Origin of the sequence: Stenotrophomonas sp. HMSC10F07, from assembly GCF_001807895.1 — a bacterium.
Taxonomy (GTDB): Bacteria; Pseudomonadota; Gammaproteobacteria; order Xanthomonadales; family Xanthomonadaceae; genus Stenotrophomonas; species Stenotrophomonas sepilia.
This window is the reverse complement of record NZ_KV791411.1, coordinates 37,773-53,043: the sequence shown is the minus strand read 5'-3', so window position 1 is coordinate 53,043 and position 15,271 is coordinate 37,773. Positions and strand designations below refer to the sequence as shown.

At 67.0% G+C, this 15,271-nt stretch carries 11 protein-coding genes; 4 read left to right on the top strand and 7 right to left on the bottom strand.

The genetic code is table 11. The annotated features are described in order from the left end of the window. Positions 1-345: 345 nt before the first annotated feature. From HMPREF3114_RS13490 to HMPREF3114_RS13475, 4 genes are all read right to left on the bottom strand, one after another. Positions 346-2,643 carry a TonB-dependent receptor gene (locus tag HMPREF3114_RS13490; protein WP_070489914.1) on the bottom strand — a complete coding sequence of 766 codons (2,298 nt, stop codon included), beginning with the start codon at positions 2,641-2,643 and terminating at the stop codon, positions 346-348. A gap of 227 nt (positions 2,644-2,870) precedes the next feature. Next, positions 2,871-3,611: an acetoacetyl-CoA reductase gene (phbB, locus tag HMPREF3114_RS13485; RefSeq protein WP_005419193.1), complete on the bottom strand. Its 741-nt coding sequence runs from the start codon at positions 3,609-3,611 to the stop codon at positions 2,871-2,873. Positions 3,612-3,635: 24 nt separating this feature from the next. After that, positions 3,636-4,964, bottom strand: coding sequence for a CitMHS family transporter (locus HMPREF3114_RS13480; RefSeq protein ID WP_005419191.1), 1,329 nt, complete (start codon positions 4,962-4,964; stop codon positions 3,636-3,638). A gap of 75 nt (positions 4,965-5,039) precedes the next feature. Then, positions 5,040-6,179, bottom strand: coding sequence for an OprO/OprP family phosphate-selective porin (locus tag HMPREF3114_RS13475; protein ID WP_070489913.1), 1,140 nt, complete (start codon positions 6,177-6,179; stop codon positions 5,040-5,042). 276 nt (positions 6,180-6,455) lie between these two features. Between HMPREF3114_RS13475 and HMPREF3114_RS13470 the strand changes: the two genes are divergently transcribed. From HMPREF3114_RS13470 to HMPREF3114_RS13455, 4 genes are read left to right on the top strand one after another with little or no spacing between them, the layout of a single operon-like run. Next, positions 6,456-7,145, top strand: a complete 690-nt coding sequence (locus tag HMPREF3114_RS13470) for a response regulator transcription factor (protein ID WP_005419188.1) — start codon at positions 6,456-6,458, stop codon at positions 7,143-7,145. Continuing rightward, on the top strand, positions 7,138-8,529 hold the full coding sequence (locus tag HMPREF3114_RS13465; RefSeq protein WP_032954514.1) for a sensor histidine kinase: 1,392 nt from the start codon (positions 7,138-7,140) through the stop codon (positions 8,527-8,529). Before HMPREF3114_RS13470 ends, HMPREF3114_RS13465 begins: the two co-directional genes overlap by 8 nt. Next, entirely contained in the window at positions 8,526-9,581 is a 1,056-nt protein-coding gene (locus HMPREF3114_RS13460; protein ID WP_070489912.1) for an ABC transporter substrate-binding protein, read from the top strand. The genes HMPREF3114_RS13465 and HMPREF3114_RS13460 overlap by 4 nt, the downstream gene beginning before the upstream one ends. A 28-nt stretch (positions 9,582-9,609) precedes the next feature. Beyond that, a complete protein-coding gene (locus tag HMPREF3114_RS13455) occupies positions 9,610-10,266 on the top strand; it encodes a response regulator (protein ID WP_005419171.1) in 657 nt (218 codons plus the stop codon). Between the two features lie 84 nt (positions 10,267-10,350). Here the strand turns inward: HMPREF3114_RS13455 and HMPREF3114_RS21025 are convergent, their stop codons facing one another. From HMPREF3114_RS21025 to HMPREF3114_RS13440, 3 genes are all read right to left on the bottom strand, one after another. Continuing rightward, the gene (locus HMPREF3114_RS21025; protein ID WP_141750822.1) at positions 10,351-10,908 is read right to left on the bottom strand and encodes a hypothetical protein; all 558 of its coding nucleotides are present in this window, start codon (positions 10,906-10,908) and stop codon (positions 10,351-10,353) included. 359 nt (positions 10,909-11,267) lie between these two features. After that, entirely contained in the window at positions 11,268-13,916 is a 2,649-nt protein-coding gene (locus tag HMPREF3114_RS13445; RefSeq protein WP_070489910.1) for a hybrid sensor histidine kinase/response regulator, read from the bottom strand. Positions 13,917-13,982: 66 nt separating this feature from the next. Continuing rightward, positions 13,983-15,152, bottom strand: a complete 1,170-nt coding sequence (locus HMPREF3114_RS13440) for an OprO/OprP family phosphate-selective porin (protein ID WP_005419152.1) — start codon at positions 15,150-15,152, stop codon at positions 13,983-13,985. Between the last annotated feature and the right edge of the window lie 119 nt (positions 15,153-15,271).

Below are 15,271 nucleotides of genomic sequence, written 5' to 3'. Positions count from 1 at the left end.
CATGGTGCTCGATGGCGCCATCCATGGCGCCAACTGTCCTGGCCAGGGTGCCCCGCCTCCTCCAGACAGATTCCTGCGGGCGCGGTAGCAGGTCCACCAGAGGGATTGCGCTTGAAAATCAAAGAGCCGGGCATTGCCCGGCTCTTTGATTTTGCTCTTGCTTTCCATTGCCTCCGCGCCGGCGCGGGGAAGTGTCCAGCGGGGGTAGGCAGGCCCATGCAGGACCGTGAGGCGCATGGATGCGCTGATCGAGCCCCCATGGATGGGTTTACGGCGTGTCCTGCATGGGCCTGCCTACCCGCGCCATGCAGGAACAATCAACGCGCCGCAGCGCCCGCTTCTGACTTAGAACTCCGCCGCCACCGTCATGAACAGCTGCCGCGGTGCGCTCGCATGGATCGCATAGCGCGTGCCCTTCGGATCGGTCGGTGCGAACGAGCTCAGCTGGCCGGCGTAGCGCTTGTTGGTCAGGTTGGTCGCATTCAACGACACCCGAACGTTGCGCAGGCCCAGGCCCGGGCCGAAGTCGTAGCCTGCACCGGCGTCGAAGGTGGTCACCCCCGGCACCGACTGGTCGTTGGTGTAGGTGTAGTAGCGCTTGCCGGTGTACTTGGCACGCAGGCTGGCGAAGAAGCCATCGCGGTTCCAGCTGATCTCGCTGGAGGCCATGCGCTGCGGCGTATCCACCGTGATCTTGCCGGCCACCGGCACGATCGCGCCGCCCGAGGTGTAGTCATCCTCGTAAGTGGTCTTGTTCCAGGACAGCGCGTTGTACCACTGCAGGCCGTCGATCGGCTTGAGGATGAAGGTCAGTTCCGCGCCGTGGCTCTTCACCGAACCGACATTGATGAAGCGCGTTACGCACTCCGGACGCGTGCCGACTTCGATGCTGGAACACGGGTTCAGCGACAGCAGGCGGTTGTCGAACTTCACGTTGTAGGCCGCGATCGAGGCCTGGTACTTCTCGCCGAAGGTACGGAAGCCGGCTTCCAGGCTCTTGGACTTCTCCGGCTCCAGGCCGGCGCTGGCTGCGAACGATTCCGGCGACACCTGCAACGGGCCACCGCTGCCGCCACCGACGAAGGCGGCGATGTTCTCGGCGTACGAGGCGAACAGTTCATTGTTGGCGTTGAGCTTGAAGCCCAGGCCCACCTGCGGCAGCACCGACTTCTTGGCGGTCAGCGTGCCCGAAGCGATGCGGGTTTCCACGCCCGGCTGGGCGGTGGCGCGCATGCGGGTGTTCGGGCTCTTGATGCCCACGTCCACGGTCAGGCGCTGGTCGAGGAAGCGCATGCGGTCCTGCACGTAGAACTGGCGCGTGCGGATGTCGAAATCCTGGTTGAACAGCCGGCGGTCCGGGTTCTTCAGGTACAGGTCGTCCAGGAACGGGCCGCTGATGTAGTAGAAGTTGCGCGACACGTTATGGTCGTTCTGCTCGTACCACAGGCCGGCCTCCAGTTCGTGGATGCCCACCGTCCACGACAGCGCGGCGGTCACACCATCGCGGTTGATCGTGTAGTTGGTGCTGCGGATCGAAATCGGCAGCATCCTGTCGGTGCCCGGGTAGGACGGCTGGCCCGGCGCCCACCAGTGGCCCTGGCCACGGTTGTCGTGGTGGTAGGCCAGCAGCTTCAGGCGACCCTGCTCGCCCAGGCGCAGGTCGGCATCGACCGAATAGAGGTTGTCGTCGCGAAGTGCACGGCTCTGGTAGTACGCATCGTCGATGCTGTTGACGCCGCCGCTGAACCTGCAGCGCGCCTTGTTGTAGGTGCCCGGCGCGCAGTACGCAGCAGCGACGGCGCGGTCCCAGTCCGGTGCGTAGATGTTCCAGTCATAGCCCAGGCCGCGGGCCAGCATGTCCTTGGACAGGTAGGCGTAGTTGGCCTGGCTGGCGCGCGAGGTCGCCACGAACGCACCGAAACGGTGGTCGCCGATATTCCACACGGCCTTGGCGTTGAACTGGCGGGTGGTCTGGTTCTGGTACGGCGCGGCCCACATGTCCTGGTCCTGGTGCACGCCGGACACATAGGCCGAGAAGCCGTTGAGGTCGCCGGTGTCCACGCGCAGGTAGCCACGGCGCTGGTTGTTGTCGCCGACGGTGACGCTGGCGCGGCCACCGAATTCAGTGGACGGGTCCATCGAGAAATACTGGATGGTGCCGCCCAGGTTGCTGGTCGAAGCCACGCCCAGCGAACCGATGCCCTGCGACAGCTCGGCACCGGCCAGGTTCTCGGCAATGATCGCGCGGGCAATGCTCAGGCCGTTGTAGTTGCCGTAGCTGTTGTCACCCAGCGGGATGCCGTCCAGCGTATAGCCGAGGCGGCTCTTGTCGAAGCCGCGCAGGCTGATGGTCTGCGATTCTTCGTTCGCGCCGAAGGCATCGTTGGACTGCACCGACACGCCCGGGAGGCGGTCGAGGATTTTCTGGCCACTGGTGCCCGGCGGCAGCACCTGCTTGTCGACGGTGGTGATGCGCTGCACCTGGCGGGTCTCGCCCTGGCCGATCACGGAGACGGTATCCAGCGTCTGCGCGCTCAGCGCGGCATCGGTGCTGGCGCCGGTATCGGCGGTGGTGGCAGCGTGGGCGCTGGCGGCGGCGGAGAGCGCGATCGCCACGGCGATCGTCAGGTGTCGGGTCTGCATGGTGGTCCGTTGCATGGGGGGTGGTCACCGGCACGCGTGCGCGGTGCATGGCCACTATGCGAACGGAACATGAAACCTTCTTTACGAAAAACCAACGAACGGTGCAGGGCACCCGCACATGTCCCGCAGCCGAATAAAAAAGGGGCCGGATTCCCCTCGCAAGCGAAGGTTCACCGGCCCCGCGCACTCCGTGGGGGAGGCGGTCCACGCGTTGCGTGGGGGAGGGCTCAACCCATGTACAGGCCACCGTTGACCGGATAGTCGGCGCCGGTCACGTACGAGGCTTCATCCGAGGCCAGCCACGCGCACAGGCCGGCCACTTCCTCGGGGCGGCCGAGGCGGCGCACCGGCACCGATGCGGCCAGCCGATCCAGGACGTCCGGCGGGAAGCTGCTGATCGCCTGGCTGGCGATGTAACCCGGCGACAGCGTGTTGACGGTAACGCCGCGCGAGGCCACTTCGGCGGCCAGTGCGCGGCTGAAACCGTGCATCGCGGCCTTGGCGGTGGCGTAGTTCACCTGGCCGATCTGGCCCTTGTGGGCGCTGACCGAACCGATGTTGATGATGCGGCCCCAGCCACGCGTGGCCATCCCATCGACCACCTGCTTGGTCAGGTTGAACAGCGCATTGAGGTTGGAGGCGATCACCGCATTCCAGTCTTCCACCGTCATCTGCCGGAACAGCAGGTCGCGGCTGCCGCCGGAGTTGTTGACCAGCACGTCCACTTCACCGACTTCTGCGCGGACCTTGGCGAACGCGGCGCTGGTCGAGGCCCAGTCGGTGGCGTTGCCTTCGGAGGCGATGAAGTCGAAGCCCTGTTCGCGCTGCTCGCGCAGCCAGTTGGCCTTGCGCGGCGAGTTCGGCGCGCAGCCGGCAACCACGGTGTGGCCGCTGCGGGCCAGGCTCTGGCAGATGGCAGTGCCGACACTGCCCATTCCACTGGTGACGTAAGCGATTCGAAGCGTCATTGCAGAAGGCTCCTTGGCAAAGGGTCAGGCGGCGAGGGGGTAAAGGCCGAACAGCAGGCTGCCGATCATCAGCAGCATCGAGATGGCGATGGCCCACTTCAGGGTGAACTTCTGGTGGTCGGCGAATTCGACCTTGGCCAGGCCCACCAGCAGGTAGGTGGAGGGCACCAGCGGGCTGAGCAGGTGCACCGGCTGGCCGGCCAGCGAGGCGCGCGCCATTTCCACCGGGGTGATGCCGTAGTTGCCGGCGGCCTCGGACAGGATCGGCAGCACGCCGAAGTAGAACGCGTCGTTGGACATGAAGAAGGTGAACGGCATCGACGCCACGGCGGTGATCACCGCCAGGTACGGGCCCCACGACTCCGGAATCACCGCCAGGAAGCTGTGTGACATCGCCTCGACCATCCCGGTGTTGTTGAGGATGCCGGTGAAGATGCCCGCAGCGAAGATCAGCGACACCACCGACAGCACGTTGCCGGCATGGTTGACCACGCGGCGGCGCTGCTCGGCCAGGTTCGGGTAGTTGATCACCAGGGCGATGGCGAAGCCGACCATGAACAGCACCGGCATCGGCAGCACGCCGATGATCAGCGCGGTCATCAGCGCCACGGTCAGGGCCAGGTTGACCCACAGCAGCTTCGGACGCTTGATGTCCTCGGCGTCTTCCACGGTCGGCAGCGGATTGCTGTCATCGGACACGCTGTTGTCCATCCAGCTGCCGCCCTTGGGCAGGGTCACCACGCCAAGGCGACGGCGTTCCTTCAGGCCCAGGTACCAGGCCAGCAGCAGCACGCCGGCACAGGCGATCACCATCGACGGGATCAGCGGCACGAACACATCGGCCGGGTCCACGTGCAGCGCGGTGGCCGCGCGTGCGGTCGGGCCGCCCCACGGGGTCAGGTTCATCACGCCGCCGGCCAGGATGGTCACGCAGGTCATGTTCAGCGCGTTCATGCCGAGGCGCTGGTACAGCGGCAGCATCGCCGAGACGGTGATCATGTAGGTGGTCGAACCGTCGCCATCGAGCGAGATCAGCATCGCCAGCACCGCAGTGCCAAGCACGATCTTCATCGGGTCGCCCTTGACGAAGCGCAGGATCACCCTTACCAGCGGATCGAACAGGCCGGCGTCGATCATCACCCCGAAGTAGAGGATGGCGAACATCAGCATCACGCCGGTCGGCGCGATCTTCTTGATGCCCTCCAGCATCATCTCGTCGATGCCGGCACCGAAGCCGCCGATCAGCGCGAACAGGATGGGAATGGTGATCAGGGCCACCAGCGGCGACAACCGCTTGCTCATGATCAAGTACATGAATGTAATGACCATGCCAAAGCCGAGGATGCTCAGCATCATCTGCGGACTCCTTGCGAAAACAGGATGTGGGGGAGTGGAAGGGGGCCGGGTGGTTTGCCCGGCACAGCTGGCTTAGAAGTCGTACTGCAGGCGGCCAGTGACCGCGCGCGTGCGGTCCACTGTGACCCCGGCCAGGCGGTCGCGGTTGCGGCTTTCGATCACGTTGAGCATGAAGCGCAGGTTGTCGCGCAGGTACCAGTTGCCACCCAGCGTCCAGGCTTCGGTGCTGCCACGGCGCAGGTCCGGCGCGCCATCGAGGTGCTGCGCGCCCCACATCTGGTCGTAACGCAGCGCTACTTCGAAGGCCCCAGCCTTGTGGCGGATGTCCTTGACCCGTGCGAAGCGGCCGGTCTTGCGGTCGTAGGCACGGCTTTCGCCGGTGACGAACCAGCTGAGCATGCCGTAGGCCGCCATCACGTCGCCGCGCTGGGCGCCGTCATCGAAGGTGGCGCCACTGAACTCGCCCTGCCACGACAGCGGGCCGCGCACCTGCGCGTATTCCAGCGACCACTTGTTGACGTCGGTATCGCGGCCGGCGGAGAAGTCGACCAGGGTCAGGCGGCTGTTGTCGGACAGGTGGCCGGCCGGGCGCGGACGGATGCGCAGGCCGGGCACGCCGTTGGCACCCGGGTTGTCGTAGGCCTCGCGGGCCAGCGACAGGCCCAGGTGCAGCACGTCACCGTCGCTGGGCGTGGGCGCCCAGGTGACGCGACCACCCGCCGCGCGGCCCTTCACCTGCCAGGCGTCGATGCTCTCCAGGCTGTAGAGGCTGGCCGCCCAGGTGAAATCCCCCGGATTGGCCTGCCAGGACGCACCCAGGCGGTACAGCGGCGCCAGCGTGGTGCCGGCGTTGCCGCGCTCCAGGAAGCTGCCGTAGTTGGAGCTGGTACGGTCATCCAGCGAGAAGTACTGCTTGAACTGGCCGACGGTCAGCTTGCCGGCCTCGCCGAAGCTGCGTGCCAGGTAGACATCCTTGGCCTCGACGCGGTCGCCGGAGAAGTCGGCTTCCAGCTTGTAGTCGACCACGAAGAACTTGCCGGACACGTCCAGCCAGGCGCGACGGATCTCGGTGTCGTCCTTGTTCGGGGTGCCGCGGTTGTCGTTGTCGAAGGTGGCGAAGTCCAGGTGCAGGCGGCCACCGAGGGTGGCGGTGACCGGGCGGTCGTCTTCGGCAGCGAAGGCCGGCGCCGACAGGGCAGCCAGCGCCATCATGGCGGCAGGACGCCGCCAGGCAAACGTGAATTCCACAAACCCTCCCAGGTGCGCGCCAGGCGCGCGGCAATCGTGGGCACCGGACGGTGCGCGGCCGCAGTCTGGGTCGGGCAAGCTGTCATCGTCCTGTCAGTGGTTTGTGCGGTGCAGCGTAAACGACCGCCGGGCACCGCCCTGTGCTACCCATGCGATGTATCCCGGTAGCGCCGGTCCATGACCGGCGGGCGGACCCGGCGGCATGCGGTAGCATTCGGTTCCCCTCCCACCCGTGTGCCCATGCGCCTGCTGCTGGTCGAAGACAACCCGGATCTGGCCGATGCGATCATCCGCCGGATGCGCCGCAGCGGGCACGCCGTGGACTGGCAGGCCGATGGCCTGGCCGCCGCCAGCGTGCTGCGTTACCAGAGCTTCGACCTGGTGGTGCTGGATATCGGCCTGCCCAAGCTCGATGGCCTGCGCGTGCTGGCCGGCATGCGCGAGCGCGGTGACAGCACGCCGGTGCTGATGCTGACCGCGCGCGATGGCATCGAGGATCGCGTGCAGGCGCTGGATGTCGGTGCCGACGATTACCTGGGCAAGCCGTTCGATTTCCGCGAGTTCGAAGCGCGCTGCCGCGTGCTGCTGCGGCGTGCGCGTGGCCAGGCCAGCGAAGTGGTGCAGATCGGCGGCTTCCAGTTCGACAACGCTGCGCACCGGGTCAGCCTCGACGGCGAACCGATCGAACTGCCCAACCGCGAGTACCGCCTGCTGGAGATCCTGGTCGGGCGCCTCGGCCAAGTGGTCGGCAAGGATGAGATCGGCAACGGCCTGTTCGGTTTCGATGACGAAGCGGGCCCGAATGCCATCGAGTTGTATGTTGGTCGCCTGAGAAAGAAGCTGGCGGGCGCACCGCTGCGCATCACCACGGTGCGCGGTGTCGGCTATCTGCTGGAGGCCAGCGATACCCATGCCGACGCCGATGGCTGACGCGCGCGCTGCGACTGCGGCGCCGGGTTCGCTGCGGCGCACGCTGCTGCTCTATCTCGGCGTGCTGCTGGCGGTGTTCGCGGTGGCCCTGCTGTTCGCCGCACGCGATTACGGCCAGCGTGCCGCCAACCGTTCCTACGATCACCTGCTGGTGTCCTCGGCACTGTCCATCGCCGATTCGGTGGCGCTGGTCGATGGGCAGTGGCAGGTCGATCTGCCGTATGCGGCGCTGGACCTGCTGGCGATGGCGCCGGAGGACCGCGTGTTCTATCGCGTGGCCGACAGCCGCGGCACGCTGATCACCGGCTACGATGACCTGCCGGCAGCGCCGCGCCGGCCCGGTACCCAGCCGCAGCTGTTCGATGCCACCTACAGCGGCGAGACCGTGCGCTTCGTGGTGGTCGGCCGCAGCTTCGCCGCTGCCTCGGCGCAGGGCGAAGTGCAGGTCCAGGTCGGCCAGACCCGGCGCGCACGCGAAGCCGTCGCGCAGGATATGGTCAATCGCGCGTTGCTGGCGATCGGCGTGCTGTCCGGCCTGCTGCTGGCGCTGGTGGCGTTCGGCGTGCATCGCGCGTTCCGCCCGCTGGTGCGGGTGGAACGCGAGCTGTCGCGTCGCGAGCCTTCCGACCTGAAGCCGCTCGACGCCCGTGTACCGCGTGAGATGGACCAGATGGTGGCGGCGCTGAACCGCTTCATGGAACGCCTGTCCAGCAGCAACGAGACACTGCGCGCGTTCATGGCCGAGGCTGCGCACCAGATGCGCACGCCACTGGCGGCATTGCGTGCGCAGGCGCAGTTGGCGCTGGACGATGACGATCCGGAGGACATGCGGCGCAGCCTGCAGGCGATCGAGCGCAACGCCACCCATATGAGCCGGCTGCTGAACCAGCTGCTCAGCGATGCCAGCGTGATCCATCGTTCGCACCTGCAGCGCTTTGCAGCGGTGGACCTGGCCGAGACCGTGCACCAGGCCCTGCATGAAGCGCTGCCGCAGGCCGGTCCGGCGCCGCGCGTGCAGTTGGCGATGACCGCCGAACCGGCATTGGTGCACGGCGATGCGCTGCTGCTGCGCGAGGCAATCAAGAACCTGGTCGACAACGCACTGAAGTACGGCGGTGACGGCGACTTGCAGATAGCCCTGACCGTGGAAGGCGAGCAGGCCGTGCTGACCATCGCCGACCACGGCGCGGGCATCGCCCCGGCCGATGCCGAGCGCGTATTCGAGCGTTTCGCCCGTGGCGAAGGCGCGCCCTCAGGTGGTGCCGGGCTGGGCCTGGCCATCGTCAAGCGCGTGGTCGACAGCCATGGCGGCCGCATTGACCTGAGCAACCGCCCGCAGGGCGGGCTGGTCGCCACCATCCGCCTGCCCCGGAGCAGTCCATGATCCGCTTGTTCGCCACGACTGTTGCGCTGCTGCTGGCCCTGCCGGTGTTGGCCGCGCCCGGCGATGTGCGCCGTTTTCCCGCACAGGGAGCGGCCACCGCTCAGCTGCGCATCCACGGCACCACCGACATCGAAGTGTTCGCGGTGGTCATCGCCGACTACCAGCGCCTGCACCCCGCCACCGAGGTGGTGTACGAGGACATCATCACCCAGGACCTGTACGCGCGCTACCTGCACGACCGTGCCGGGCCGGCATCGCCGGACCTGCTGATCTCCAGCGGCATGGACCTGCAGACCAAGCTGGTCAACGATGGCCATGCGCTGCCGCATCGCTCGGCGCAGACCGCGGCGCTGCCGGCGTGGGCGCAATGGCGCAGCGAGGCGTTCGGCATCAGCTACGAGCCGGTGGTGATGGTCTACAACACCCGCGCACTGCCGGCGGCTAATGTGCCGCACACGCGCCGCCAGCTGCTGGACCGGCTGCGTGCTGAAGGTGCACCCCTGCGCGGCAGGGTCGGCACCTATGACATCGAGCGCAGCAGCGTCGGCTACCTGTTGGCGACCCAGGACGCGCAGCGCGGCAGCATTGCCGGCGCGCTGCTGGGCGCGCTCGGCGACAACGACGTGGTGCGCGAGGAGCGCACCGGCGTGCTGCTGGACCAGGTGGCCAGTGGCCAGCTGTCGCTGGTCTACAACGTGCTTGGCTCCTACGCGCAGGCGCGCGTTGATGCCGGCGCGCCGCTGGGCATTGTGGAGCCCGAGGACTACACGCTGGTGGTGCTGCGTACCGCAGTGATCCCGCGTACCGGCCCACACCCGGAAGAAGCCCGGCGCTTCCTTGACTACCTGCTGTCGCCACGCGGCCAGCAGGTGCTGTCGCGCGAGGCACGGCTGATGCCGATCGTGACCGGCAACGCGCGCGGCGATGATGCGCCGGGCCGCAGCCGCCGCCCGATCCAGCTGGGTCCGGGCCTGCTGGTGTATCTGGACGCGCTCAAGCGTCGCCAGTTTCTCGATGCCTGGCGCAGCAGCGTCGAGCCGGCCGGGCGCTGAGGCGGCGACCTGCCCGTACAATGGCGGTATGAGCGAATACACCATCCTGATCGCCGATGACCACCCGCTGCTGCGTTCGGCGGTGGTGCAGTCCTTGCGGCAGAGCCTGCCGTTGGCACAGGTGCGCGAGGTTGCGAGCGCCGAGGCATTGGCCGAGACGCTCGACGCGCAGCCGGACGTGGACCTGGTGCTGCTCGACCTGACCATGCCTGGCGCGCACGGCTTTTCCGCGCTGCTGCACGTGCGTGGCTCGCATCCCGACATTCCGGTGGTGATCCTATCGTCCAACGACCATCCGCGGGTGATCCGCCGTGCCCAGCAGTTCGGCGCGGCCGGCTTCATCCCGAAGTCGGCCCCGGCCGAGACCATCGGCGAGGCCGTGCAGGCGGTGCTCGATGGTGGCCTGTGGTTCCCGGCGATGGCCGCCGAGCGTTCTGAGGCCGATGCACTGCTGGCCAGCCGCCTGGCGCAGCTGACCCCGCAGCAGTTCCGCGTGCTGCTGTGCCTGGCCGATGGCCTGCTCAACAAGCAGATCGCCTACGAGCTGGGCCTGGCCGAGAACACGGTGAAGGTGCACGTCACTGCCATCCTGAAGAAGCTCGAATGCCATAGCCGCACGCAGGCGGCGGTGCTGGTGAAGGCGCTGGAACCGGAAGGCGACGCGCGGGCAGGGATGGACGGCTGACCTGGGCAGGGCACTTGGCTCTCGGTGAGAGCATTCTGAGCTGCTCGAATCAACTGCGCCAACGCGAAAATGGAGTCTGGCCCGTCAGTTGCCGCTGATCGAACTCATCTGCGGGTCGATCGAAAAGATGAACCTGTTCTCGTATCCCATCCAGGAATGCTCAGACGCTTCGGCATAGCTGTAAGTGGGAGAGGATGCATCTGACGCAAACCTGTGACCCCACGCCTCATGATCCGCGCTGCTTCGGGTCCGGGCGATACCGATGCAGATGCTCAGGCCACACGAAAAGCGTTCAAGTACACCTTCTTGACCGATTGCACGTTCAAGTGATGATCGATAGTGCCGGGTCAGGTCCTGCGCCTCGGGGCTGGAAGCTGCATCCTGCGTCATGCGGTTGATCGCATCCGACATGTTTCTGCTTGACTGCAGGAGGCCCTCGGCGGCCAGGATCGAGATGCCGTCCTTGAACATGAGTGCGGATTCTGATCGAAGAAGCGCGAGCGAAGCTGCTGCGCGATGCGTGGCCGCTGTCGGAATGCCGGGGTTCGGCGAGGCGTCCGCATTCGATATGGCTGGAGGAGCCTGTGCTTCTGTCGCGGCCCTCCTGAGGCTGACGTCCGTATCTGGTGTGCTGTCAGCCATGCATCCCGCGCAGCACAGGCAGAAGAGCATTGCTGTGATTCGATGGAGGTATCGGAGGGGGGCGATGGATAGGTGATGGCAGGGCATGCTGGATCCTTGGCCGTAGGCTGTGGCTGTCTTCAGTACGATCTGCCGATCAGCCGAACGTTGAAATCTACTGATCCTCAGCAGCGCCGGTCAGTCAGGAGACTGCTCTCTCTCCACTCGGATTTTCTCCATGCCCTACGCAATGACGCGGCGCATCCATTTCCTCCTTGCCCATGGCTGTCGCGCGAAGAGGTTTGGGAATTCGGTACGGAATCAACGAGGAGCAAAGCCAGCGTGCGCCGGCAACGCGACGCCCGCGTGGCCGAGCCGTCCTACCCCCGATGCCGCAACAGCATCTGCGTCATCAATGCCCGCAACGCGGGCGGTCGCACCGGCTTGAGCAGGAAGCCCCAGCCGTTCTCGGCGGCATGCGCCTTCAGTGCCTCATCACGCTCGGCGGTCACCAGGATCACCGGCGGCCGCGCCTTCCACAGCGTGCACAGCGCTTCATACAGGTCCGGTCCGTGCCATTGCCCCATGCGCACGTCCAGCAGCAGCAACTGCGGCACGTTCAATGCACTGGCGATTTCCAGAGCACCCTGCGGACCGTCGGCAAGTTCCACCTGGCAACCCCAGCGCTCCAGCAGCGCACGGGTCGCCGCACAGACGTGGGGATCATCGTCGATGCTCCACACCCGGCACTTTCGCAGTGGGCTGTCGTCGGAGGGTTCGCTCGCGATGACCGGCGCTGCGGCAGGTGCGATCACATCGTCGGCGCGCCCGAGTGCTACGCTCACGGCGAAGACGCTGCCCTTGCCCAGTGTAGAGCGCAGGCTGATGCGGTGGCCGAGCAGGCGGCCGATGCGTTCGACGATGGCCAGGCCCAGGCCGGCGCCACGTTCCTGTTCCACGCCGTCGTTCAGCCGGCGGAACTCCTCGAAAATCTCACCCTGCAGGCTTTCCGGAATGCCCGGGCCCTGGTCATGCACTTCGATGCGCAGTTGATCGCCTGCACGCCGGCAGCCGATCAGCACGCGCCCGCGTGGCGTGTAGCGCAGCGCGTTGGAGAGGAAGTTCTGCAGGATACGGCGCAGCAGCGCTTCATCGCTGACCACCACCGCGCGGGTATCCACCCAGTCAAGCTGCAGGCCACGGGTCTGGGCGGCGATGCCGAACTCGCGCGCCAGGGTCTCCAGCAGCGGAGAAAGTGCAAACGTGCGCACGCGGACCTGCAGCGATCCTGATTCCAGGCGCGAGATATCCAGCAGGCTGTTGAGGATCGCGTCCTGCGCCGCCAGCGCGGCATCGATATGATCGGCAGTCTGCTGCTGCGCCGGGTCGCCCAGCTTGCCGCGCAGCACCGAAACGAACATGCGCGCCGCGTTGAGCGGCTGCAGCAGGTCGTGCACGGCCGAGGCCACGAAGCGGGTCTTGTAGCGGTTGGCCTGCTCGGCTTCGCGGCGTGCTTCGTCCAGGTCACGGGTGCGCTCGGCGATGCGGTGTTCCAGCGCATCGGCCAGCGAGCGCAGTTCGCGCGCGGCATTCTTGTAGCTGGTGATGTCGGCGTAGCTGGTGACGAAGCCGCCATCAGGCAGGGGATTGCCGCGGATCTCCAGCACCGTGCCGTCGTCCTTTTCGCTCTCGCGCATGTGCGGGCGGCCACTGCGCAGGTGGTTCAGGCGGCGCTCGATGGCCTCGTCCACCGGGCCGGGACCGAGCAGGCCACGACGGGCATTGAAACGGAACAGTTCCTCGATCGGCCGGCCCACGCGCACCAGGTCTGCCGGGAACCGGAACAGTTCCAGATAGCGCGAATTCCACGCGACCAGGCGCAGGTCGCGGTCGATCACCACCACACCCTGCGGCAGGTGTTCGAGGCTGCGGCTGAGACCACTGTCGGCGTCGGTGGCGGCCTGCAGCAGGCCATCCTGTGCGGTGCGCAGCTCCTGTGCGTGCTGCTTGAGCAGGGTTTCCAGTTCGCGGCGGCTGCGCAGGCGATGCTTGGCCAAGCGCCTGCGCTGCTGCACGAACAGCACCAGGAAGCCCAAGGCCAGCCACGCGGCACCGCCGGTCAGGGCGGCCGCGCGACCGGCAGCAGTAGCGGCGCCGGCGTCGTGCAGCAGGTGCAGGTTCCAGCCCTCGGCGGGCAGCGCCAGGCTTTGCCACAGCATCGGCTGCGGCAGCGCAGGATCCAGCAGCCGCACCATGCGGCCGCCATCGGACAGCACGTCTTCGGTACGTGCACGCAAGGGCTGCAGGGCACGGTCGGCGTACTGACGTGCATCGAGCATTTCGCGGCGCTCACCGGCACGCAGCGGACGCAGCAGCCGGTAGCGCCAGCTGTCCCGGTTGGACAGGAACACGACGTCATGGTCGTCGCTGGCCAGCACCACGTCCGGGCTGCTCAACCATTCCTGTTCCAGCGCGGACAGCTCGACCTTGATCACCACCACGCCGAGCCGCTTGCCGTCATCCTCGATGGCCTGCGAAAGGTAATAGCCGGGCACGCCGGTAGTCATGCCGATGCCGTAGAAGCGGCCACGGCCCTGCGCCAGCGCCTGGCGGTAGTAGGGGCGGTAGCTGTAGTTCTCGCCGACGTTGCTGGTCGGTTGGTCCCAGTTGCTGGCCGCCACCGCCACACCATCGTGGCCGACCAGGGTCAGGGTCGAGGCCCGGGTGACTTCATTGGCACGTTGCAGCTTCAGGTTCAGTCGCTGCCGTTCGCCGGGCGAGGGCGGCACACGCAGTGCGTGCAGCAGATCCGGATCCAGCGCCATGACCTGCGGCAAGGTGCCGAAGCGGTCGATGCGCTGTTGCAGGCCCTGGCCATACAGCTGCAGCTGGCGTTGCACCTGGCTGCTTTCGTCGCCGAGCGCGCGCCGCCAGGCGTAATGGCCAGCGGCGACCGCGCACAGCACGGTGCCACCGACCATCACCAGGATCGTCAGCAACAGCATCCGGTGGCGGCTGAGCCAGTACATGGCGGCAGTCTACGCAGGGCCGGCGGGCGTGGCGTGCACGCCCGCCGGGGTCTGACGTGGAAGGGGTCAGAAGTGCATCTGCGCGCGCAGTTCGAAGATCTCCGGCGTGCTGTGCACGCCACGACGGCTGGCGTCGACCTTCACGTAGTTGGCCTGGAACTTGAAGTGGCTGGTCAGGTACCAGTTCGCACCCAACGTCAGGTCGTGCTGGCGGCCACCCAGGATGTCACCATCGTCGAGGTCCAGGCGGCTGTACCGCGCCACCAGTTCGACCGCACCGTAGTTGTGCGCCGGCTTGATGTTGGCCACCGCGCCGGCGTTGTACGGCCGCGATTCGCCGGTCAGCACCCAGCTGGCCATCGCGTACTGGCCGCTGCCGGTGAAGTCGGGCTTGCCGTCATGGCGGGTGACCGTGGCGCGCAGCGCTTCGGCCTGCAGCGAGAACGGGCCGCGGATCCAGATGCCTTCCAGGCCGGTGCGGCGGATCTGGTCGGCGGTGACCAGCGCGCCGGAATCGACGTAGCGGATGTCGGTCAGGCCGGCTTCCGGGCGCGCGCGCAGGCGGGCGCTGGCCTCGTGGTGCACGTCGCGGCCATCGCTGTAGCCGCGTGGGTTCTCCTGCGAGTAGGCCAGGCCCAGGTGGATAACGTCACCCGGTGCCTTCACCGGCGTCCACACCGCACGCACCGCCTGGGTGGTGCCGGGGTTGTCGCCCTGCAGGTCCTTGCCGCCATAGGCGCCGGCCTGCAGCAGGTACTGCGGGCGCTCCAGCACCCATTCCACACCGGTACGGCGGCCTTCGTAGAAGGCCTGCACCGGCAGCGAGGTTTCCAGGAAGCTGCCGGCACGCGAAGAGGTGTTCGCATCCAGGCCGACCGGGGTCTTCATGTAGCCGAAGCGGAAGCGGCCGACGTCACGGCCGAAGAAGGCCTTGCTCTCGAAGCGCACGAACACGTCCAGCCAGGTATCGGCCTGGAAGTCGTAGTAGACCATCGCGTCGTACACGCCCTTCTTCTTCAGCGTCGCACCGAATTCCTTGCGGCGCACGGCGTCGTCGTCCTCGAGGCCACTGGCCGAGGAAAAGTCGTTGTAGTCGTAGGCGATGTTGGCGGTAGCGGCCAACTCGGTGCCGTCGCCGAAGGTGTACTTGGTCGGCCAGTTGTCGAAATCCGCAGCCGAAGCGAGGGCGGGTAGGGCGGCCAGCGACAGGGCCAGCAAGGTGGGATTCGGGCGCATGTTGGGTGCGGCTCTCTCAGATTGCGTGTGGACAGGACATCAACGGCCGCAGGGGCCGAAACTTTCGCAGGGACATGCCCAGCCGTTCAGCCCGGGCCACCGGCCTTCCCGTTTCTGGG

What these genes read in the sequence shown, in the direction of transcription:
- HMPREF3114_RS13440 (WP_005419152.1), bottom strand. Translation starts at nt 15,152, where the DNA reads ATGCGCCCGAATCCCACCTTGCTGGCCCTGTCGCTGGCCGCCCTACCC.
- HMPREF3114_RS13480 (WP_005419191.1), bottom strand. Translation starts at nt 4,964, where the DNA reads ATGCTGAGCATCCTCGGCTTTGGCATGGTCATTACATTCATGTACTTG.
- HMPREF3114_RS13445 (WP_070489910.1), bottom strand. Translation starts at nt 13,916, where the DNA reads ATGTACTGGCTCAGCCGCCACCGGATGCTGTTGCTGACGATCCTGGTG.
- phbB (WP_005419193.1), bottom strand. Translation starts at nt 3,611, where the DNA reads ATGACGCTTCGAATCGCTTACGTCACCAGTGGAATGGGCAGTGTCGGC.
- HMPREF3114_RS13455 (WP_005419171.1), top strand. Translation starts at nt 9,610, where the DNA reads ATGAGCGAATACACCATCCTGATCGCCGATGACCACCCGCTGCTGCGT.
- HMPREF3114_RS13475 (WP_070489913.1), bottom strand. Translation starts at nt 6,179, where the DNA reads ATGATGGCGCTGGCTGCCCTGTCGGCGCCGGCCTTCGCTGCCGAAGAC.
- HMPREF3114_RS13470 (WP_005419188.1), top strand. Translation starts at nt 6,456, where the DNA reads ATGCGCCTGCTGCTGGTCGAAGACAACCCGGATCTGGCCGATGCGATC.
- HMPREF3114_RS13465 (WP_032954514.1), top strand. Translation starts at nt 7,138, where the DNA reads ATGGCTGACGCGCGCGCTGCGACTGCGGCGCCGGGTTCGCTGCGGCGC.
- HMPREF3114_RS13460 (WP_070489912.1), top strand. Translation starts at nt 8,526, where the DNA reads ATGATCCGCTTGTTCGCCACGACTGTTGCGCTGCTGCTGGCCCTGCCG.
- HMPREF3114_RS13490 (WP_070489914.1), bottom strand. Translation starts at nt 2,643, where the DNA reads ATGCAGACCCGACACCTGACGATCGCCGTGGCGATCGCGCTCTCCGCC.
- HMPREF3114_RS21025 (WP_141750822.1), bottom strand. Translation starts at nt 10,908, where the DNA reads ATGGCTGACAGCACACCAGATACGGACGTCAGCCTCAGGAGGGCCGCG.